Source organism: Pseudomonadota bacterium, assembly GCA_027624715.1.
GTDB lineage: Bacteria > Pseudomonadota > Gammaproteobacteria > Burkholderiales > Eutrophovitaceae > Eutrophovita.
Genome location: JAQBTV010000012.1, coordinates 1 through 19649, shown reverse-complemented (window position 1 = coordinate 19649; position 19649 = coordinate 1). Strand labels below are relative to the sequence as shown.

General features: G+C 44.8%; 26 protein-coding genes. 16 read left to right on the top strand and 10 right to left on the bottom strand.

The features are described 5' to 3' along the window. Positions 1–33: 33 nt before the first annotated feature. Positions 34–237 carry a sulfur carrier protein ThiS gene (thiS, locus tag O3A65_07450; GenBank protein MDA1332298.1) on the bottom strand — a complete coding sequence of 68 codons (204 nt, stop codon included), beginning with the start codon at positions 235–237 and terminating at the stop codon, positions 34–36. Positions 238–462: 225 nt separating this feature from the next. Here thiS and mutY point away from each other — a divergent pair, with 225 nt between their 5' ends. Beyond that, positions 463–1500 carry an A/G-specific adenine glycosylase gene (gene mutY, locus O3A65_07445; protein MDA1332297.1) on the top strand — a complete coding sequence of 346 codons (1038 nt, stop codon included), beginning with the start codon at positions 463–465 and terminating at the stop codon, positions 1498–1500. Here the strand turns inward: mutY and rapZ are convergent. From rapZ to O3A65_07400, 9 genes are all read right to left on the bottom strand, one after another. Next, positions 1497–2333 carry an RNase adapter RapZ gene (rapZ, locus tag O3A65_07440; protein MDA1332296.1) on the bottom strand — a complete coding sequence of 279 codons (837 nt, stop codon included), beginning with the start codon at positions 2331–2333 and terminating at the stop codon, positions 1497–1499. The genes mutY and rapZ overlap by 4 nt on opposite strands. Before the next feature lie 24 nt (positions 2334–2357). After that, entirely contained in the window at positions 2358–3299 is a 942-nt protein-coding gene (gene hprK / locus O3A65_07435) for an HPr(Ser) kinase/phosphatase (GenBank protein ID MDA1332295.1), read from the bottom strand. Beyond that, complete coding sequence (locus O3A65_07430) at positions 3300–3719, bottom strand: PTS sugar transporter subunit IIA (GenBank protein MDA1332294.1); 420 nt, start codon at positions 3717–3719, stop codon at positions 3300–3302. 47 nt (positions 3720–3766) lie between these two features. Then, positions 3767–5173: an RNA polymerase factor sigma-54 gene (gene rpoN, locus O3A65_07425; GenBank protein ID MDA1332293.1), complete on the bottom strand. Its 1407-nt coding sequence runs from the start codon at positions 5171–5173 to the stop codon at positions 3767–3769. 75 nt (positions 5174–5248) lie between these two features. Then, positions 5249–5959 (bottom strand): LPS export ABC transporter ATP-binding protein, encoded by a 711-nt coding sequence (lptB, locus tag O3A65_07420; GenBank protein MDA1332292.1) that lies wholly within the window; start codon positions 5957–5959, stop codon positions 5249–5251. 61 nt (positions 5960–6020) lie between these two features. Then, positions 6021–6581, bottom strand: coding sequence for a lipopolysaccharide transport periplasmic protein LptA (gene lptA / locus O3A65_07415; GenBank protein MDA1332291.1), 561 nt, complete (start codon positions 6579–6581; stop codon positions 6021–6023). After that, on the bottom strand, positions 6574–7131 hold the full coding sequence (gene lptC / locus O3A65_07410) for an LPS export ABC transporter periplasmic protein LptC (GenBank protein ID MDA1332290.1): 558 nt from the start codon (positions 7129–7131) through the stop codon (positions 6574–6576). The genes lptA and lptC overlap by 8 nt, the downstream gene beginning before the upstream one ends. After that, a complete protein-coding gene (locus O3A65_07405; protein ID MDA1332289.1) occupies positions 7131–7655 on the bottom strand; it encodes an HAD hydrolase family protein in 525 nt (174 codons plus the stop codon). Before O3A65_07405 ends, lptC begins: the two co-directional genes overlap by 1 nt. Continuing rightward, on the bottom strand, positions 7652–8638 hold the full coding sequence (locus O3A65_07400) for a KpsF/GutQ family sugar-phosphate isomerase (protein MDA1332288.1): 987 nt from the start codon (positions 8636–8638) through the stop codon (positions 7652–7654). Before O3A65_07400 ends, O3A65_07405 begins: the two co-directional genes overlap by 4 nt. A gap of 204 nt (positions 8639–8842) precedes the next feature. On the opposite strand from O3A65_07400, the gene O3A65_07395 reads away from it, so the two are divergent. The 15 genes from O3A65_07395 to O3A65_07325 form a co-directional block, all read left to right on the top strand. Further along, complete coding sequence (locus tag O3A65_07395; protein ID MDA1332287.1) at positions 8843–9658, top strand: ABC transporter ATP-binding protein; 816 nt, start codon at positions 8843–8845, stop codon at positions 9656–9658. A gap of 3 nt (positions 9659–9661) precedes the next feature. Continuing rightward, complete coding sequence (gene mlaE, locus O3A65_07390) at positions 9662–10456, top strand: lipid asymmetry maintenance ABC transporter permease subunit MlaE (GenBank protein ID MDA1332286.1); 795 nt, start codon at positions 9662–9664, stop codon at positions 10454–10456. Continuing rightward, a complete protein-coding gene (gene mlaD / locus O3A65_07385; GenBank protein ID MDA1332285.1) occupies positions 10457–10924 on the top strand; it encodes an outer membrane lipid asymmetry maintenance protein MlaD in 468 nt (155 codons plus the stop codon). Positions 10925–10965: 41 nt separating this feature from the next. After that, positions 10966–11607, top strand: a complete 642-nt coding sequence (locus tag O3A65_07380) for an ABC transporter substrate-binding protein (GenBank protein ID MDA1332284.1) — start codon at positions 10966–10968, stop codon at positions 11605–11607. Then, entirely contained in the window at positions 11604–11885 is a 282-nt protein-coding gene (locus O3A65_07375) for an STAS domain-containing protein (GenBank protein MDA1332283.1), read from the top strand. The genes O3A65_07380 and O3A65_07375 overlap by 4 nt, the downstream gene beginning before the upstream one ends. A 7-nt stretch (positions 11886–11892) precedes the next feature. Further along, entirely contained in the window at positions 11893–12834 is a 942-nt protein-coding gene (locus O3A65_07370) for an ABC transporter ATP-binding protein (GenBank protein MDA1332282.1), read from the top strand. A gap of 1 nt (position 12835) precedes the next feature. After that, positions 12836–13597, top strand: coding sequence for an ABC transporter permease (locus O3A65_07365; protein ID MDA1332281.1), 762 nt, complete (start codon positions 12836–12838; stop codon positions 13595–13597). 15 nt (positions 13598–13612) lie between these two features. Continuing rightward, positions 13613–13855, top strand: coding sequence for a BolA family transcriptional regulator (locus O3A65_07360; protein ID MDA1332280.1), 243 nt, complete (start codon positions 13613–13615; stop codon positions 13853–13855). A gap of 1 nt (position 13856) precedes the next feature. Next, complete coding sequence (gene murA / locus O3A65_07355; GenBank protein MDA1332279.1) at positions 13857–15113, top strand: UDP-N-acetylglucosamine 1-carboxyvinyltransferase; 1257 nt, start codon at positions 13857–13859, stop codon at positions 15111–15113. 80 nt (positions 15114–15193) lie between these two features. Then, positions 15194–15841: an ATP phosphoribosyltransferase gene (hisG, locus tag O3A65_07350; GenBank protein ID MDA1332278.1), complete on the top strand. Its 648-nt coding sequence runs from the start codon at positions 15194–15196 to the stop codon at positions 15839–15841. Further along, positions 15834–17129: a histidinol dehydrogenase gene (hisD, locus tag O3A65_07345; protein MDA1332277.1), complete on the top strand. Its 1296-nt coding sequence runs from the start codon at positions 15834–15836 to the stop codon at positions 17127–17129. The genes hisG and hisD overlap by 8 nt, the downstream gene beginning before the upstream one ends. Beyond that, entirely contained in the window at positions 17126–18190 is a 1065-nt protein-coding gene (hisC, locus tag O3A65_07340; GenBank protein MDA1332276.1) for a histidinol-phosphate transaminase, read from the top strand. Before hisD ends, hisC begins: the two co-directional genes overlap by 4 nt. Positions 18191–18255: 65 nt before the next feature. Then, the gene (gene hisB / locus O3A65_07335; protein MDA1332275.1) at positions 18256–18846 is read left to right on the top strand and encodes an imidazoleglycerol-phosphate dehydratase HisB; all 591 of its coding nucleotides are present in this window, start codon (positions 18256–18258) and stop codon (positions 18844–18846) included. A 17-nt stretch (positions 18847–18863) separates the two neighbouring features. Further along, positions 18864–19511 carry an imidazole glycerol phosphate synthase subunit HisH gene (hisH, locus tag O3A65_07330; GenBank protein MDA1332274.1) on the top strand — a complete coding sequence of 216 codons (648 nt, stop codon included), beginning with the start codon at positions 18864–18866 and terminating at the stop codon, positions 19509–19511. A gap of 53 nt (positions 19512–19564) precedes the next feature. Continuing rightward, the coding region (locus O3A65_07325; protein MDA1332273.1) for a HisA/HisF-related TIM barrel protein at positions 19565–19649 on the top strand (85 nt) is incomplete at its 3' end.

Here is a 19649-nt window from a genome sequence, read left to right as displayed (position 1 = left end):
AATACTATGTGAAAAATTTATCAAACGAACAATTTAACCGCCACCTACAGCCATAACGATTTCTATTTGATCACCATCTTGTAATATTTGAGATTTAAACTGACTTCTGGAAATTATTTCTCCGTTGATCTCTAGTGCAATTTTTTTGTGTGCAATATCCAGGTCTATGACGAGGGCGGATACGGTTGTTCCAGTTTCTATTTCCTTAATAGCTCCATTGATATACGCAGCAATCATAATAGTTTAGTGGCTTATTATTTTGTGATCAATATTCTATCACTGGCATAGTCTAGATCGATATCCTTGAGTTTCGTTAAGTACGTTTTTTTACTTTAGAATCGAATTAATTGTAGATGCGGTAGGCGAGCTCATCGGAGAGGGCAGCCAAAAGTGTTCACCGGTTGTGTGGGGTGATATTTTAAGCCTACTCGTTGGTGAATTCTTATACATGAGATTGTAAACGTGCTCAACTTTTCGGACGATGTAATTAATTGGCAGCTGAAGCATGGGCGACATGATTTACCGTGGCAGGTGAATCGAACGCCATATGGGGTATGGGTGTCTGAAATTATGTTGCAGCAAACTCAAGTGAGCACTGCGACCCGGTACTTTACCCGTTTCATGACCACGTTTCCTGACGTCGCGTCGCTCGCAAATAGCACTGAAGATGAGGTTTTAAGCGCTTGGAGTGGATTGGGGTATTATTCCAGGGCTATAAATCTGATCAAATCAGCTCGAATAATAGCCGCGGCTCAAGGGGGAATTGTACCTTCCGAGTACGATGCATTAATAAGCCTTCCTGGCATTGGCCGTTCTACCGCCGGTGCAATTCTAGCGTTAGCGTATGGAAAAAAATACCCAATACTTGATGGAAACGTAAAACGAGTGTTAGCACGTGTGTTTTGCGTCGATGGCCCGCCCAACGCAAGCTCGACGATGCGAGAATTGTGGGCACTTGCCGAGAAACTGATGCCCAATACGCATATAGATGCTTACACTCAGGGGTTGATGGATATTGGGGCTACCGTATGTGTTCGTCGCAATCCCAATTGCTTATCGTGTCCTCTAAAACAAAGGTGTCTAGCGCGACTTGAGGATGTTGTTGGGATTTACCCCGCTGCGAACAATAGGCAAAAGATCACTAAGAAATCGATTTATATGATCGTTTTCGTGCATGCTGATACGGCTTTAATGGTTAAGAATTCAGGTGAAGGGTTATGGCCGGGGCTTTTGGGGTTCATTGATTCTGAAATATTTTCTGCAGATATTTTGGATCGACTCGCGAGTGAGTTTAAATTAGAGGTGGAGTCCACTGCACATCTCGCTAAGTTTCGTCATCGACTTACTCACATTGATTATTTGGTTCGTCCCGTGCGAGTGAATGTCTCTCTACGTCGTACAAAATTGGAACATTCCGGATTGAAATGGATCAATCTTCACGACCAAAGTCAGTTGCCTATTTCAGTGCCTGTTAAAAAGATATTTAAGTTGCTGCATTAACTTAAGTCGCGGTGACGCATCAGCGTACGGTAGTCTTGTTTGAATTTTTTCTCAAGTTCTTCTACAACATAAACCGATCGATGCTGTCCTCCTGTGCATCCAACAGAAATCGCTAGGGTTACGCGACCTTCATTGATGAATAAGTGCAACCACCGACTCATGAATTGATGAATGTCGTCTATTATTTTTAATGTATCGGCACTTCTGTTCAGATAGTCAGCCACCTTTGGATTAGAGCCTGATAGTTGTTTTAACTCATCTTCGTAAAAGGGATTTGGTAAGCAGCGAACATCAAAAGTGAAATCAGTATCTAGTGGTATGCCATGCTTGAATCCGAAAGACTGTAAGATGAGTTGGAATTGCTGATTTTTGTTTTCGACGAGACCTCTCACGGAATTCTTCAGTTGCTGAGGAGTTAATCTGCTGGTGTCGATGTGCTCCGCGTTGATTTTAAGTGGTTCAAGGAGTTTACGCTCAACTTCGATACACTCAATAAGGGTTGTTTTGTCATTGGATAAAGGGTGAGGCCTTCGAGTCTCTGAATATCGTCGTAGTAGTGATTCGTTTGATGCATCAAGAAAAATTATTTTAACTTCTATGCCTTGATTTGACAGGTTTTCAACTTCTTCGGGTAATGTCCCTAGAAAGGATGGGTTTCTGACATCAAGGCTGATAGCTACATTGGAGTATCCCTGTTTTGTTAGGGTTTCGATGCAAGCATCAAGGAGTTTGATTGGTAAGTTGTCGATACAGTAGAATTCGAGGTCTTCGAGCGTTTTGAGCGCAACGCTTTTGCCCGAGCCGGAAAGGCCTGTAAAGATAAAAAGCTTCATTTCATCAGCACTTTAATAAAGTCATCAACTCTGTTGATCGGTAATGCTTTTGCTTTGGCGCGCCATAAATTCTTGAGTGCTATCTATACCTCTGAGTTGTAACACGAAATTGCGCACAGCAGCCTCAACCAATACAGCGAGGTTGCGTCCTGCGGCAACAGGCAATTGCACTTTTCGAACATCCACATCAAGGATATTTTGTGAGGAGGCGTGTAGTGGCAACCGTTCTGCTTGAGCGGCTTGCCCTCGGGTGGGTTTCATTAATTCGACAATTAAGTTGAGATTTTTTCGTCGCCTTACAGCGGTCTCTCCAAAAATAGTTCTAATGTTAAGCAAGCCTAGTCCTCGGACTTCTAGGAAGTCTTTTAGTAGTTCAGGGCTTCTGCCCTCCAGTGTCTTAGGTGCAATGTGGAACAGTTCCACAATATCATCAGCGACAAGGCCAGAACCTCTAGATATGAGTTCCAAAGCTAACTCGCTTTTTCCAACACCACTTTCCCCTGTGATCATCACGCCCACTCCTAGGACATCTAAAAGAACGCCATGGTGCGTGACGTAATCTGCCAGGGCTCTCCCCAGATATGTTCGGATTACCCAGATAATCTGGAGGCTTGGGACCGTAGAGTAGAGGACCGGAATATTATTTGTATTGGCAACTTGCACGATTGATGAAGGGCACTTTCCACCGTCTGAAACAATAAAGCAGTTAGTGTTAGCAGCTATCTTTTCGAGGGATTCGATTTGATCTTGTAGGGGGATATCTTGAAAATAAGCAACCTCTGTTCGACTGAAAATTTGAATCCAATTCGGGTGTATGAGGTTGAGGTGTCCAATTAATCCGTTAGAGGATTTATTAACTGCACTTGAATCCAGAGAGCGAGTATCAGCGCCATGCACGATTTCCCATTTGAGACTTAAAGCCTCTTGGTTATCGTCAAATAATTTACTCACTGAGATCGTGGACATTTATTTTCCCAAGAGTTTGATGATTTCCACCTTATCGGATATTTTTAGTAGTTGTTCTCGCGTAGATTTTTCGCTGAATACTTCTGCTAAATGGGCAAGGTATGCTAAATGTTGATTTTGTTGTTTGACCTCTGGAGTTAATAAAGCGAAAATCATTTGGATTGGTTTGTTGTCTCCAGATTCAAATTGAATAGGCTTTTCAAGTCGGGCAAAAACCCCCACAAATCGTTTTAGCTTCACGAGTCTTCCATGCGGCAAAGCTATCCCATGTCCGATATTCGTCGATCCAAGCTTCTCCCGTGCGAATAGCGCTTCAAACGTTTCAGAGCGTGGCACCCCGTATTTTTCCTCGATACAGAGGGCAACTTCTTCAAATAAGCGTTTCTTACTAGATATAGTTATATCCAGAAGGACTTCCACTTCCTCGAACAGTTTAATTAGACTGATATTGGATGACATACTCAAAATTAAGATTTTTTTCGCATTTGTGATGGTAGAATTTTTTGATTTTCTCGGTATTTAGCTACTGTGCGCCTAGCAATCTCGATCCCCGATCCGGAAAGAACTGCTTGAATTTTACTATCAGATAGCGGATCTTTTGAATCTTCAGATTGAATCAATCTTTTGATGAGATCTTTAACATGTGTGGACGATGTCTTACCCATATCTCCGATGGCATTACTGAAGAAATATTTTAGTTCGAATGTTCCTCGGGGTGTGCTGATGTACTTACCTGACGTTGCTCTAGAAATTGTAGATTCGTGCAGATTAAGCGAGTCAGATATTGTTTGTAAGTTTAATGGAGTGAGACCTTTTGGCCCATTTTCTAAGAAATCTATTTGTACTTTAAAGATTTCTTGAGAGACTCTTAATAATGTTTCATGTCTCTGATTAATGCTGCGTTGTATATTCTTTGCCTGTCTTAAATAATCTTTGAGAGGGTTTGATTCAGAGTCTTTCCCATATTGGATAAGGTCTGCGTACTCTTGATTGATTCCAACTCTGGGTATCCATTCATAGTTTAAGCGCATTATCCATTTTTTGTTATATTTTTCTACGATTAGGTCCGGTTTTACGTATCTCGCATGATCCTCCCAGTCTGCACTGAGTGGTTTTGGACTTAGGTTTGAGATGAGTTTGGCTGCCTCAGTAATGTCAATAACTCTGCAGCCCATAATGCGGGCAATTTTTTTATAGTTATAACTCGCAAGTAGCTTCAGGTGCTGATCCAATAGAGTTTTCGAGAGCACTTTCAGGTGATTACTGACCGTGGTTTTTTTCACCTGCAATTGTAAATGCTCGATAAGATGTCTAGAACCTACACCAACTGGTTCGAGATTCTGCAGAAGGTTGCGGCATCTCTCGAAGTCGATAATTACCCAGTTTTTTCCTTCTGGGAAGTTGTGTTTTAGCTCTTCAAATGTTTCTTTTAGAAAACCATCTTCATTAAGATTATCAATAAGATAGGTGGTTAGTTCTTTGTCTTCATTTGAAGTGTTATTTGAGATGAGTTGTTCTTTAAGATATTGTCGAAAGTCGACGTGCGTTGCAACCTCGTTGGAGTTTGAACCATCATAAGTAAAACCATTTTCTCCCCACGACGACATGGTATGGGTCGTGTAGTCTACTCCTGATTCTATCTCAGGGTATGCCAGATTATTCGAGTCGCTCGGTTCGTTAGCCTTGGCTGCTTCCGGTCTTTCCGCTTCCGGCTTGTCTCCTTGCTCGAGGTCAAGTAGTGGATTTTCTAGTGCTATGTCCTTTAGTTCTTCCACAAGCTCATTGGTTCCTAATCCCAAGAATCTCAGCGATTGCCTCAGCTCTGGAGTCAAAGATAAATTTTGTGTTTGTCTGCCAACTAATTGCTGTCTCATGGGAGTATTAACTATCCTGAAATACAATTAAGAATGTCTTATTGAGAGTATTTTTAATCTTGGGGAGCTTTTTCTTCATAGCCTGAACTGATCACCTAAGTAGACCTTACGGACCGACGGATTTTTAATAATATCTTCAGAAGGCCCACTTGCCAGAACGACCCCTTCATTGACGATATAGGCACGATTACAAATATCTAAAGTTTCTCGAACGTTGTGATCCGTAATGATTACTCCAATTTTTTGTTTTACAAGATATCGAATAATTTCCTTAATATCTAAAACGGCAATAGGAGCTACGCCAGCGAACGGTTCATCTAGAAGTATGAAGCTGGGTTCGGTGGCGAGTGTTCGCGCAATTTCTACTCGCCTTCGCTCGCCTCCAGAGAGGGATGCTGATGAGTTTTTTCGTAGGTGCGTTATGCTTAAATCTTCGAGCAACTGCTCCAGACGCTCGGCGATGTCACTGCGTTCTTGTAGCTCAAGAATTGCTCGAATATTTTCTTCCACATTGAGCTTTCTGAATATGGACATTTCTTGTGGCAAATAACTAATACCTAATTGCGCGCGTCGATGAATGGGTAGATGGGTGATATCGGTTCCATCGAGATATAGGTTGCCGTTGGTGCAAGGGGTAATGCCGACAATCATGTAGAAGGTTGTCGTTTTGCCGGCGCCATTGGGCCCTAGTAGTCCAATTACTTCGCCACGCGCCACCTCGAGAGAGACGTCATGGACTACGGTTTTTGTGCGATATTGTTTGTTTAGTTTTAAAGCTTTAAGCATGTTGGCTTCAGTTCGCATTGATGCATAACGGCCAGAGACCAGTGATATTCCTTGGCCTGGCTCAGGGTTCTACGCGTTGTTTGGGTTGAATTATCACTTTCACTCTTCCGTTGGAAGGGTTTCTAGCATCTTTGTTTCCTCCGTCGCTCCTGACCGTAAATGTTTCAGTGACGGCATCGTAATGGATAAACTTTCCTTCTACTTGGTCTCCATCGCGCCAAAGTTTGGCACTGTCAACCATCGTCAGTTGATCTGTGATCGCATCGAATTCGATGCGCTTCGCCTCACCCTCTATATAGTCTTTATAGCCTTCACGTTTTTGTCTGAAGTAGGCGAGTTCCCCGAGAGCAATCCCTTGCTTAAACTCGTCATTTTCCTGAAGAACAGTAAGCGTATCTGCTTTGATTAGCAACGTTCCTTGCGTGAGTACAACGTTCCCTTTAAAGACCGCAGTACTTGTTTTGTCATCCATGTATCCGCTATCTGATTCGATATTGATGGGCTTTTCCCTGTCAGCTTTTTCGGCTAATGACTGAAAAGGATTGAATATTAGAGGAAGCAATAGAAGAATTTTCCATGACGTTAATTCTTTTCGTACGAGTTTTGAATTATTTTTAATCATCGTAAGTCATTGTTACGTTCGATAAAAGATCAAGAAGTCCGTCCTTGGCATGATATATGAATCCGTGAGAAAAGCCGACCGACGATTGACGGGTAATTGTCGTCTTGTGGTCTGTTCTAGCAATCTGGCTAGGGATTTCTACGATTACGAAGTCGGTGGCGACGCTTGTAGGCACTGATTCCGCACTTGTAATTTTAAGTGTCACATTCCCCATTAGGTCGATTGTTTCATTATTTTTAGCTCTACCAGCGTCCGCCGTTACAGTGAATTCGGATGTGGGACTGTTGTGAAATATGAGCTTTGGTCTAATAGTTTGCGATTCGTTCTCCAATTCAGATTGGGTAATAGAATCAAACTCGAAGATTGATGCAATTTCTCCGCTCTGGTTGAACCGAGTGGATACGACCTTATTGAGGAAAAATTTTGGTACTGTTTTCGAGGCGAGCGTTACATGCGGTGAAAACAGGGCAGCATGGTGCGCCCACCAAGATACTGAGGCGAGTATGGACAGCAACACCAAGAAGAGTAACCTTGTCGTCAGTTTTGGCATCAACAAAGATCCTCAATATGTCTCCCCCACATTCCTTTGGATTTCATAAGAATTTCCACGACTTCTCGAATGGCGCCATCTCCCCCAGGACGTGTTGTCACGTAGTCCACGCGAGACAGGACATCACTAGAGCCGTTTGAAGGACTAATTGATAGGCCGCAGCGGGTTAGGATGGGCAAGTCAGGTAGATCGTCACCAATAAAAGCCACAGCGTTTGGCGCAAGCCCGGTTAGCTTCAAGAAATGTTCGAACGCATTAAGTTTGTCGTCGACACCCAAATAAAGATGTTGAATATTCAATTCGTTTAGTCGATATCGAAGTGCAGCCGAGTCTCTGCCGCTGATTACGCCCGTAAGGATTTTAAAGTCCTGCAACAGCTTGATTCCCAGGCCATCTGCGGCATTAAAGGCTTTAAGGGTTTCTCCATTTTCGGAGCAGTAAATTTTTCCATCTGTCATGACACCATCAACATCAAATAGAATTCCTTCAATGACTTTTGCTTTTTCTAAAATCTCTTTTTTCATAAGATTTTTGCTCTGAGTAGGTCGTGCATTCCTAAAACTCCAATCGGGGTTTCTAACTGGTCTGTGACCACCAGCTGGTTTACGCTATGCTCTTCCATGATTTGCAGAGCTTCAGCTGCTAGGGCGTTTTCGTTAATGGTTTTGGGGTGCGGTGTCATCATTTCTCGGGCAACTATATTGTCCAGTGAGTTTTTAATTTGGAAAATTCTCCTAAGATCTCCATCAGTAATGACGCCGACGAGCTTCCTGTTACTCATGACGGCAGTCATCCCCAGTTTCTTGGAGGTTATTTCCATGATGGTGTTTTGAATGCTTGTGTCGGGCGTTACTTGGGGAAATTCATCGCCGTGGCGCATGATGTCGTTGACTCGTGTTAATAATTTTCGTCCAAGTGTTCCACCGGGGTGCGATTTGGCAAAGTCCCGTTCCGTGAACCCTTTGGCGCGCAGCAGCGCAATAGCCAGTGCGTCTCCTAGGGCTAATATTGCTGTTGTGGTGGATGTTGGTGCCAGTCCAAGCGGGCAGGCCTCATGAGAAACGCGACACTCAATAGTGATGTCCGCAAGACGCGATAACGTTGAATTCTTGTTGCCAGTAATTGCTATCAATTTAGTGCTCTCTCGTTTTAGTGCTGGCACAATGAGATTGAGCTCTGCACTTTCCCCTGAATAAGAGATTGCAATGAATACATCCTCACTGGTCACCATGCCCAAGTCCCCGTGACTCGCTTCAGCAGGATGCACAAAAAAAGAGGGTGAGCCAGTGCTAGATAAGGTGGAGGAGATCTTGCGCGCGATGTGTCCCGATTTCCCAATACCGCTAACCACAATCCGTCCTTTGCAAGCCAGCATTAAGTCGCAGGCTCTTCTAAATGACTCATCCAAATGTTCGGAGATTTCTAATATAGCATTGGCTTCAATCTCGAGTACTTGCTGAGCGTATGCAATCACTGGGTCAGAATGTTCTGTGGTTTTATCAGTCATTAGTGAAGTATATCGTATCGCTTGTTCCAGTTGCTCACTTTGATGTTGCGCGATGGTTTAAACATCTTTTTATTGAGTGGTATCAAAGAGTCCTCAAACTGAATCGTGACGTTCTGAATGACTATCGAGATTGTCATAACGCATAAATCGACAAAATTCGGCAATTGTAGATAGAATAGTCTACTCAAATTTAAGCTTTCATCAATGCACAAACCAACAGACTTAATACAATTTTCAGCGCTGAACTTCGCATACGGGCAATCTACAATTTTTCGGAATTTAGATGTCGGTTTTGCGGCGGGTAAGGTTACAGCCATTATGGGCGGTAGTGGGTCGGGAAAGACGACCATTCTTAAGCTGATTAGCGGGCAGGTGCGCCCGCAGCAAGGGAAAGTCACTTGCGAAGCAAGTGTCGTAAATCAAATGAAGCACCGAGAACTTTTTGCATATCGTAAAAAAATTGGTATGCTTTTTCAGTATGGAGCACTGTTTACTGATCTTAATGTTTTTGAGAATGTCGCGTTCCCCTTGAGAGAGCAAACTGCGTTACCAGAGTCGGCAATTAGAGATTTAGTGTTGATGAAGCTTCACGCAGTCGGGCTTAGGGGGGTCTCTAAGCTGATGCCAGCTGAACTGTCGGGAGGAATGGCGAGGCGGGTGGCCTTGGCGCGAGCTATTGCTCTGGACCCAAGCTTGATGCTTTATGATGAGCCCTTTACTGGGCTAGACCCGATATCTACTGCCATCACAGGGAACTTGATCAGGACGCTGAACGACGCTTTGGGCATTACCTCCATTTTTGTAACGCATGATATAAAGGCTTCGTTTAAGGTGGCCGACGAAGTGGTGTTGCTGTCTCGCGGATCTATAACGGTTAGAGGTGCGCCCAGCGAGTTACTCGATTCGAAAGATCCCCTAGTGCGCCAATTCGTCAATGGCGAGGTAGATGGTCCCGTGCCGTTTCATTTTCCTTCGAGACCTTATGAGGACGATTTGGAGATTGGGCATGGGCAGATCTGATCTATGAATTTTTTCCGCGAGATACTGTCAAAACTCGGCAGGGCCACTATTAACTCGATATGGAGACTTGGAGAAGCAAGTATTTTTATGGTGCGAGTTGTCTCGCGCTCATCAATCGTTCTGCGTCGTCCCAGTCTGCTTGTCGCAGAGATACACTTTGCGGGTGTCTTATCCTTGGTGATCATTATCGTCTCTGCACTTTTTGTTGGCTTGGTGCTGGGGTTGCAGGGGTATGAGACGCTTAAAAGATATGGATCGACCGGGGCTGTGGGGACACTGGTGGCGCTTTCATTAGTGCGCGAACTAGGACCAGTGGTCTCGGCCTTGTTGTTCGCGAGTCGCGCTGGATCCGCGATAACCGCTGAGATTGGCATCATGAAAACAACGGAGCAACTTTCTGCAATGGAGATGATGGCGGTCGATCCACACGCGCGTGTGTTAGCTCCTATGTTCTGGGGTGGATTTATTTCGATGCCTTTGCTGGCGGCCATTTTTTCTGCAATGGGTATTATTGGAGGCTACCTAATTACTGTTGTGGTGATTGGGGTTGATTCAGGGGCTTTTTGGTCCCAAATGCAGTCGAGTGTTGATTTTCATCACGATATTTTGAATGGTGTTATTAAGAGTGTTGTTTTTGGGACTGCTGTGAGTGCCATAGCAGTCTATGAGGGATACGCCGCACTGCCGACTGCTGAAGGTGTCTCTAGAGCGGTAACAAGAACCGTGGTGACGTCTGCGCTGGCTGTGTTAGCGTTGGATTTTGTTTTGACCGCATTTATGTTTACGGGGGCACATTAAATGGAAAGATCAGTTATCGACCTATGGGTTGGAGTGTTTGTGGCAGCGGGAATTGGAGCGCTTTTATTTTTGGCGCTTAAAGCTGGAAATGTGGACTCCATCATCAAATCAGAAGGTTATAAGGTGTCTGCAGAGTTCGACAACATTGGCGGGCTGAAAGCAAAAGCTCCTGTCAAAAGCGCTGGGGTTATTGTCGGGCGAGTTGATAGTGTAACTTTCAGTAACCAAAGTCTTAGAGCTGTGGTTAATCTTAACTTAGATAAGCAATTCCAGTTTCCTGCAGATAGCTCAGTCTCGATTCTCACGTCTGGCCTCCTGGGGGATCAGTTTGTGGGGATCGATCCAGGAGGTGCCCTTGAAAACTTAGAGGACGGGGATCGTGTTCGTATTACACAATCTGCTATTGTGTTGGAGAAGGTGATTGGTCAGTTCTTGTATGGAAAAATGTCTGAAAAAAAGAGTGATTAGTTACATGGTCCAATTTCTTATAATGCGCTAGGTGTTTTTAAATGAAAGTTTCTAATCCATTAATTAGTGTTTGTTTTTTGTTCGCGCTTGGCGCTTCAAATGCTTTTGGTGCAGACGTTAAGCCTGATGTGCTTGTGAGGGATGTCGTCGCTAAAATCATGCATAAGGTTGAGACCGATGCTGATATCGCTTCCGGGGACATGGAAAAAACAATTAAGTTCGTTGAAGCTCAAGTTGCACCCCATTTTGATTTTCCGAGAATGGCACGGTTGGCTGTCGGTAGGTCATGGCGCGAGGCTACGCCTAAGCAGAGGGCGCTAATCGTTCAGGAGTTTCGAACATTGTTAGTAAGATCGTATGCCTCAGCGTTCACCCGTTTCAAGGGGGTCAAAATTCAGATTCTACCCCTTCGTGCTTCAGAAAAACCAGAATGGGCGCTTGTTGAATCATTAATTAAATTGCCTACAGCGGTGGCTCAGCCGATCGCTTTGAATTACGACATGGAATTGATCGATGGCAACTGGAAAGTATTCGATTTGCAAATCGATGGTGCGAGTTTGATTGTTAACAACCGCAGTCTTTTTCAAACTGAGATCCAATCGTCTGGTATCGAAGGTTTAATTGAGACGCTGAAGCAGAAAAATGCCCAAAATGTCAGCACTGACAGCGGAGCTAAGCGGTGATAATTGCAGGAAATGCCGGTTCGTTCAAGCTGCGGGGTGAGTTAACCATGATGACTTATGTACAGCGGCTTGAGGAAGCTAAGGCCGCTTTGGCGCAAGGGCATCTCACGATTGATTTTTCGGATCTGCAGGAACTAGATTCCTCTGCAATCGTTTTTATGTTGGGCTGTGTAAGGGCTTCGAGCAATAAGGTGGTATTTAAGTCGTTGCCCAATGCGTTGAGCGGGCTCGTGAGTTTGTACGGGGTTACCGACCTCCTAAAGATTAAGCTGAACTAAATTATTTATGGATGGTACGGCATGCCCCGCTCTTGAGATCAAGGCAGTTTCGAAATCATTCGGATCTGTTAACGCGGTGAGGAATGTTAGTTTCTCGGTCCCTCGTGGTGAGTTTTTTGGGCTTCTTGGGCCAAACGGAGCGGGGAAGACAACGTTGATTAATTCCGTAGCAGGGCTTTGCCGCGTGGATAGCGGATCAATAAAAGTCATGGGTCATGACGTTTTGGGAGACTATCAATCTGCTCGACATGCTTTAGGAGTTGTTCCTCAAGAATTGGTATTTGATCCCTTCTTTACTGTTAGACAAACACTGACGTTTCAATCGGGATACTTCGGGGTTAAAAAAAATGATGTTTGGATCGACGAGATACTGTTTGGCTTAAATTTGACAGAAAAGGCGAATGCCAATATGCGATCGCTATCAGGAGGTATGAAGAGGCGAGTATTAGTTGCTCAGGCATTGGTGCATCGGCCTCCTGTAATTATATTAGATGAGCCGACCGCCGGGGTTGATGTGGATTTAAGAAAGAATCTTTGGTTGTTCATTCAAAAGTTGAATGATGAGGGCCACACGATAGTGCTCACGACGCACTACTTAGAAGAGGCTGAGAGTCTTTGTAGCCGCATCGGAATGCTGAAAAATGGTGAACTCGTGATGATTGAGTCTACGGATCGTTTGTTGCAAAGGGATAAAGAGTGTGTGATTCGTTTTCGGGTGAAACAACCAGCGAAAGCAGGTTTATCTCCTCTTGAAACTCTCTTGCCTGATACGGTGTGTGTCGAGTCAGGGGAATATCTTGTTAGAGTTTCAAATCCATCGGAGATTGAGGGTGTTCTTCGGTCAGTGCGTGAGTTGGAGTATCACATCGATACGCTGGAAACGGAGAACGAAGATCTCGAGGATGTCTTTTTGTCGATCATGAGAGCTAGCCCGGAGCGGTCAGAATAAGATGTCGGGGTTTAGTACTCTTTTCTTGAAGGAGGTTTTAAGGTTTTGGAAAGTGCCTCTTCAAACTCTCGGCGCTCCTGTCCTCACCGCTCTCCTTTACCTGCTGATTTTCTCTCATGCTCTCAAAAATAGAATCAGTGTTTATCCTGATTTAGAAATCGATTACGCGACCTTTTTAGTACCGGGGCTCGCCATGATGAGTTTGTTACAAAATTCTTTTGCTAATACGTCATCTAGTTTGGCTCAGTCAAAAATGATGGGCAGTATCGTTTTTATTCTGCTTACGCCGTTATCTCACCACGCGTTTTTTGCCGCGTATATCTCTGCAGCTTGCCTGAGAGGATTGATTGTAGCTTCAGGTGTAATCATTGCGTCAATGTTTTTTGTGAGCATTCCCATCAGTAATATTTTTTATATCTTATTCTTTGGTGCTTGCGGTGGCGTTATACTTGGTTCTCTGGGACTCATTGCGGGAATTTGGGCGGACAAATTTGACCAGGTTGCAGCCTTTCAAAATTTCGTTATTTTGCCTATGACTTTTTTGTCTGGAGTTTTTTATTCGGTAGAAAGTCTACCACCGCTTTGGCAGATGATCTCGCATGCTAACCCGTTTTTTTACTTGAATGATGGATTTCGTGCTGGGTTCTTTGGCAGGTCTGATGTGCCGGTTGAAATCAGTATTTGTGTTGTCTCAATGGCGAGTTTGATCTTATCATTGGGATGTTTGTCACTAATTCGGAGTGGTTATAAGCTCCGAGGTTAAGCAGGGTTTAAATTTATGGTTACTCCAGATGATGTTAAAGCATACATAGAGGATTCGTTAGCCTGTAATCACATTTCGGTGATCGGCGATGGCCAACATTTTGAGGCAGTTATTGTAAGTGCGGCTTTTGATGGTAAAAGTCGGCTGCAGCGTCACCAGATCGTATATATAGCTTTGGGTGATCGCATGAAAAGCGAGATTCATGCGCTATCAATGAAGACATTTAGTCCAACTGAGTGGGAAGCTCAAAAAGGCTAGTGTGGAGAAGCTTGTAATCCAAGGCGGAGTAGAGCTGTTTGGCGAAGTAAACGTGTCGGGGGCGAAGAATGCTGCGCTTCCAATACTTTGTGCGAGTCTTTTGACCTCGGAAGTTGTCCGAATTCGTAACTTACCTCATCTTCAAGACGTCACAACAATGCTGACCCTTTTGGGGCATATCGGTGTTGATGTTGAGCTCGATGAAAAGATGGGAGTCCTCTTGTCGGCGAAGGATGTGAATCGGTTGCAAGCGCCTTATGAATTAGTGAGAACTATGCGGGCTTCGGTACTGGTTTTAGGGCCGCTTGTGGCTCGGTTCGGCGAAGCGAAAGTGTCCTTGCCAGGAGGGTGTGCGATAGGGCAGCGCCCTGTCGATCAGCACATTAAGGGCCTTGAAGCCATGGGCGCTCGCGTTGAAATTGACCAAGGGTACCTTTATGTTACCGCCAAACGATTAGTAGCCGCAGAGATTGTTTTTGATCTTGTTACGGTGACTGGTACAGAGAACCTTATGTTAGCCGCAACCTTGGCCGATGGTGTCACCATTTTGAGAAATGCTGCGATGGAGCCCGAGGTTTTAGATCTTGCTAAGTGCCTATCGGCTATGGGAGCTAAAATTACGGGCGCAGGTACGGAGACCATTAGAATTGAAGGCGTTCAGTCGCTCAATGGATTTGATCATGCTGTTATGTTTGACCGGATCGAGGCTGGGACCTATATGAGCGCAGTGGCGGCAACTCGTGGGGAACTATTACTTAAAGGAGTAGATGCGAGCATAATAAGTTCTATCATGTTAAAGCTCACAGGAGCAGGTGCTGTCATCAGGCATGAGGGGGATAACTTACTTTTAACTGTATCGCACCAGCTGAATCCAATAGACATAAAAACTGCGCCTTATCCTGGGTTTCCGACGGATATGCAGGCGCAGTTTATGGCTCTTGATACAATTGCCGATGGCACTAGTACTATCTCGGAAACTATTTTCGAGAATAGATTCATGCATGCACAAGAGCTCAAACGTTTCGGCGCGAAGATTGAAATCCAAGGTAATATGGCCGTTATTCAGGGAGTCAATTCACTTACTGGAGCCGAGGTAATGGCCACCGACCTTCGTGCGTCTGCTGGCTTGATCATTGCCGGCTTAATCGCCTCTGGTGAGACCGCTGTAGGTCGTATTTACCATCTGGATCGGGGTTATGAGCGGATCGAAGAAAAATTGGGGCGTTTAGGAGCAAAAATTAAGCGCGTTGCCAATTAGTTTACGTGCGAGTTTTCGGTTACTTTTTTTCATAAATTATTGGGGTTATAGCATTGGTTAAATCTGGTGAATGCGTCACGATGGCTCTTTCCAAAGGACGCATCCTTGAGGACACCTTGCCTTTTTTAAAGGGCATGGGGATACATCTGCTTGATGATCCCGAAAAATCGAGAAAACTAATTATCGGGACTTCTGACCCCAGATTGCGCATTATCATTGTTCGGGCGAGTGATGTGCCGACGTATGTTCAAAGAGGGGCTGCTGATCTTGGAGTCGCGGGTAAGGATGTATTACTCGAGCATGATGGAAAGGGCATGTATGAGCCGCTAGATCTGGGGATTGCTCAATGCAAATTGATGGTAGCGGTGCCAGAGGGCGTAGATTACGCCAATGTTATTCGTTCTGGAGCGCGCCTGAGGGTGGCTACGAAATATGAAAAAGCCGCACGGAATCATTTTGCCCAGAAGGGAGTTCATATTGATTTGATTAAACTTTATGGCTCAATGGAGCTCGCTCCTTTAGTTGGTTTGGCTGATGCGATTGTTGATCTTGTATCGAGTGGTAAAACACTAAAGGCGAATAAACTTGTGGCTGTAGAGGAGGTTCGTCAGATCAGTTCCCGATTAATTGTGAGTGCTGCATCATTAAAGTTAAAGCATGCAATGGTGCAACCGATTATAGATGCCTTTAGGCTGGCGGTGAATACATTAAAGAGGTCTAATGATTAAGGTTCTTAGGTACGAGGACGCGTGTTTCGATCAGCAATTGAGAAAGACATTGGCTTTTGAGGAAAACTCTGCTTCGGCCATTGAGGTTGTTGTGGATGACATACTTCAGCAGGTCCGTAAGTATGGTGACGCTGCGCTCATTGCACTCACGAATAAATTTGATCAGACTCAAGCAGCATCGATCGAAGATTTAACGGTTGACCGAGAGGGTTTACGGTCGGCGCTCAGTGCTGTTGACAGTGAAGTTATTAAAGCGTTAAGGGCTGCTTCGCATCGCATAGAGAGTTACCATCAGCGACAGGTGCAGGGCTCCTGGTCTTATCGGGATGAGTCAGGAAGTCTTCTGGGTCAAAAGATTGTCCCTCTAGCTCGGGTTGGACTTTATGTTCCAGGAGGTAAAGCGGCTTATCCATCCTCTGTGTTGATGAATGCAATTCCAGCGCGTGTTGCTGGAGTTAAAGAGATTGTGATGATGGTGCCAACACCTAACGGCGTCGTTAACCCTGTCGTTCTTGCGGCGGCGCATATCGCTGGAGTAGGCCGGGTATATCAAATCGGTGGCGCACAAGCGATCGGCGCCCTTGCTTACGGGACCCAAACGATTGATAAGGTAGACAAGATCGTGGGCCCGGGCAACGCATACGTAGCATTAGCAAAGAAAAAGGTTTTTGGGGTCGTTGGCATTGATATGATCGCGGGACCGTCTGAGATTTTGATAATTTGTGATGGGAAGACTAATCCTGACTGGATAGTTATGGATCTCTTTTCTCAGGCTGAACATGACGAGTTGGCGCAATCGATTTTGATTACGAACGATGAGTTATTTTTGCGTCGGGTACAAGAAAGGGTTGCAGCACTTCTACCGGAGATGCCGCGTAAGTCAGTGATCAAAAAATCGTTAGAGGATCGCGGTGCATTGATTCTAGTTAAAGATCTTAGCGAGGCGTGTAAGATTGCTAACAGCATTGCTCCAGAGCATCTGGAGCTTTCTGTTGAGGAGCCTGGTTTGCTTTTAGATCAGATTGATAACGCGGGTGCGATTTTCATGGGTAGGTATACATCCGAGGCTCTTGGTGATTACTGTGCTGGACCTAATCATGTGTTGCCGACGTCGGGAACGGCTCGTTTTTCATCGCCGTTAGGCGTTTATGATTTTCAGAAGCGTACGAGTTTGATTGAGGTCAGCGAGTCTGGAGCTCGAGACCTAGGTCGTATCGCCGCTAAGCTGGCGCGAGAGGAAGGGCTTGAAGCTCACGCTCGATCGGCCGAAAAGAGATTTCAGCTATGAGTCGTTTTTGGAGTGATGTGGTCAGTCGGCTGAGTCCCTACGTTCCCGGAGAGCAGGCTGAGTCAAAAACGGTCATTAAACTTAATACGAACGAAAGTCCATACGGACCCAGTAAAAAGGCGATCGAGGCGATTGCAAGGTGTGTGGGTGATGACCTTCGGTTGTATCCAGATCCGCGTTGCTCAAAGCTGCGTGAGGCGATTGCTTCTTCGGAGGGCTTAACCGTCGATAATGTTTTTGTTGGCAATGGTTCAGACGAAGTTCTGGCGCATGTTTTTCGCGGGCTCTTTAAGTCTAACCAGCCGGTTTTGTTTCCAGATATTACGTACAGTTTTTATCCAAGTTATTGCCGGTTGTTTGATTTATGCTATGAAGAAATTCCGCTAAATGCTGATTTCCTGATCGACATAGAAGATTATTCAAAGGGAAATGGCGGTATTATTCTGCCTAACCCTAATGCGCCGACTGGAATTGATATTGGACTTCCTTCAATTCGTAGATTGTTGGAAAGTCAATCTGATAAAACGGTAGTCATTGATGAAGCTTATGTCGATTTTGGCGCGGCATCCTCTGTGGTACTTATCCAAGAGTTTCCGAACCTCGTGGTGACTCGTTCTCTCTCGAAGTCGCATGCGCTAGCAGGACTGCGCGTTGGGTACGCGTTGGGACATGCTGATTTGATAGAGGCTTTGCATCGAGTTAAGGACAGCTTTAACTCGTACCCTGTTGATCGACTTGCTTCAGCTGGAGCGATTGCAGCGATAGAAGATCGCGATTATTTGAATAAAGTGCGACTCGATATTATGTTTAATCGTGAAAGGCTCTCGTCTGGATTATCGGCGTTAGGGTTTTTAGTTTTGCCTTCGGCAACTAATTTTGTGTTTGCGCGTCATGAGCGGTTCTCAGCTCGGGTGCTGTACCATGAACTTCGGCAAGCCGATATTCTTGTGCGGCACTTTACTCGCCCAACTCGAATTGAGGATTTTCTTCGCATCACTGTTGGAACTGAGGAGATGGTTGGGCAGATGCTCGAGCGTTTGCAATTAATCCTCGCGCATTGATGGATGACGTTATTCGTATAAAATAGCACTCTTTATACCTATCATTTTAAAGCTTGAAGACTCACATGGATAGAATTGCTAAAGTCGAAAGAAGTACGCTCGAAACTCAAATTTCGGTAGAGGTTAACTTGGACGGCGTTGGAAAGTCTGATATCAGTACAGGAATTGGATTTTTCGATCACATGCTTGACCAAGTTGCACGTCATGGGTTATTTGATCTTTCCATAAAGGCTGAGGGGGACCTCCATATTGATATCCATCATACGGTGGAGGATATTGGTATCACGCTGGGCCAAGCTTTTGCTAAAGCGCTTCCTGATAAAAAGGGAACCTTTAGGTATGGTTATTGCTATGTTCCCCTCGATGAAGCTCTGTCGCGAGTAGTGGTTGATTTGTCGGGAAGGCCAGGCCTAGAGTATTCAGTCAATTATGTTCGAGGCCGCATCGGTGACTTTGATGTTGATGTGATCCGAGAATTTTTTCAAGGTTTTGTGAATCAAGCGAAGGTTACTCTTCATATCGATAATTTGAAGGGGATCAATGCGCACCATCAAGCTGAAACAGTATTTAAGGCATTTGGCCGCGCACTGCGTATGGCCGTGGCCGTTGATGTGCGCAGTGGTGGTGCTCTCCCTTCAACTAAGGGGCAACTCTAGTCAGTTGACTGTTTAATATGGCTTTGGTCGTAGTAGTCGATTATGGAATGGGTAATCTGCGATCAGTAGAGAAGGCTCTAGCTCATTTGGGAACATCTGATGTCATCAAGATTTCAGGTGATCCAGCCGAAATTGCAATTGCAGACAAAATTGTGTTCCCGGGTCAGGGGGCAATGCCAGATTGCATGAGAGAGCTGGAGTCCAGGAAATTAATTGATCCCATACGGTTAGCTGCGGAGACAAAACCATTTTTAGGTATTTGTATTGGGCTGCAGCTTCTTTTTGAGCGCAGTGAAGAGGGTGGCGTCCTCGGTCTTGGGTTAATGTTGGGTCAGGCTCGCAAGTTTTCTCAAGGAAAGCTCGATGCTACGGGCGCCAAATTCAAAGTTCCTCATATGGGATGGAATAAGGTCGATATTTGTCGAGCGCACCCGATTTTTGATGGAATAGATAATCAAGAATATTTTTACTTTGTGCATAGTTATTTTGTTGAGCCAATTATGTCTCAGACGATCATTGGTAAGACGGCATACTGTAATACCTTCGCGAGTGCGGTAGCCTCTGAAAATTTGGTTGCCGTTCAGTTTCACCCAGAGAAAAGTCAACAGGCCGGGCTAAAATTATTGTCTAATTTCTTGAATTGGGATGGCCATTGGACTTGCTAGCATTATTCATTCTATTTGGTAGTTTTGGACAATTTAAAACTTAATTAAATTCTATGATTTTGATTCCAGCGATTGATCTTAAGGACGGACATTGCGTTCGTCTTCGGCAGGGTTTGATGGAGGATGCCACGGTTTTCT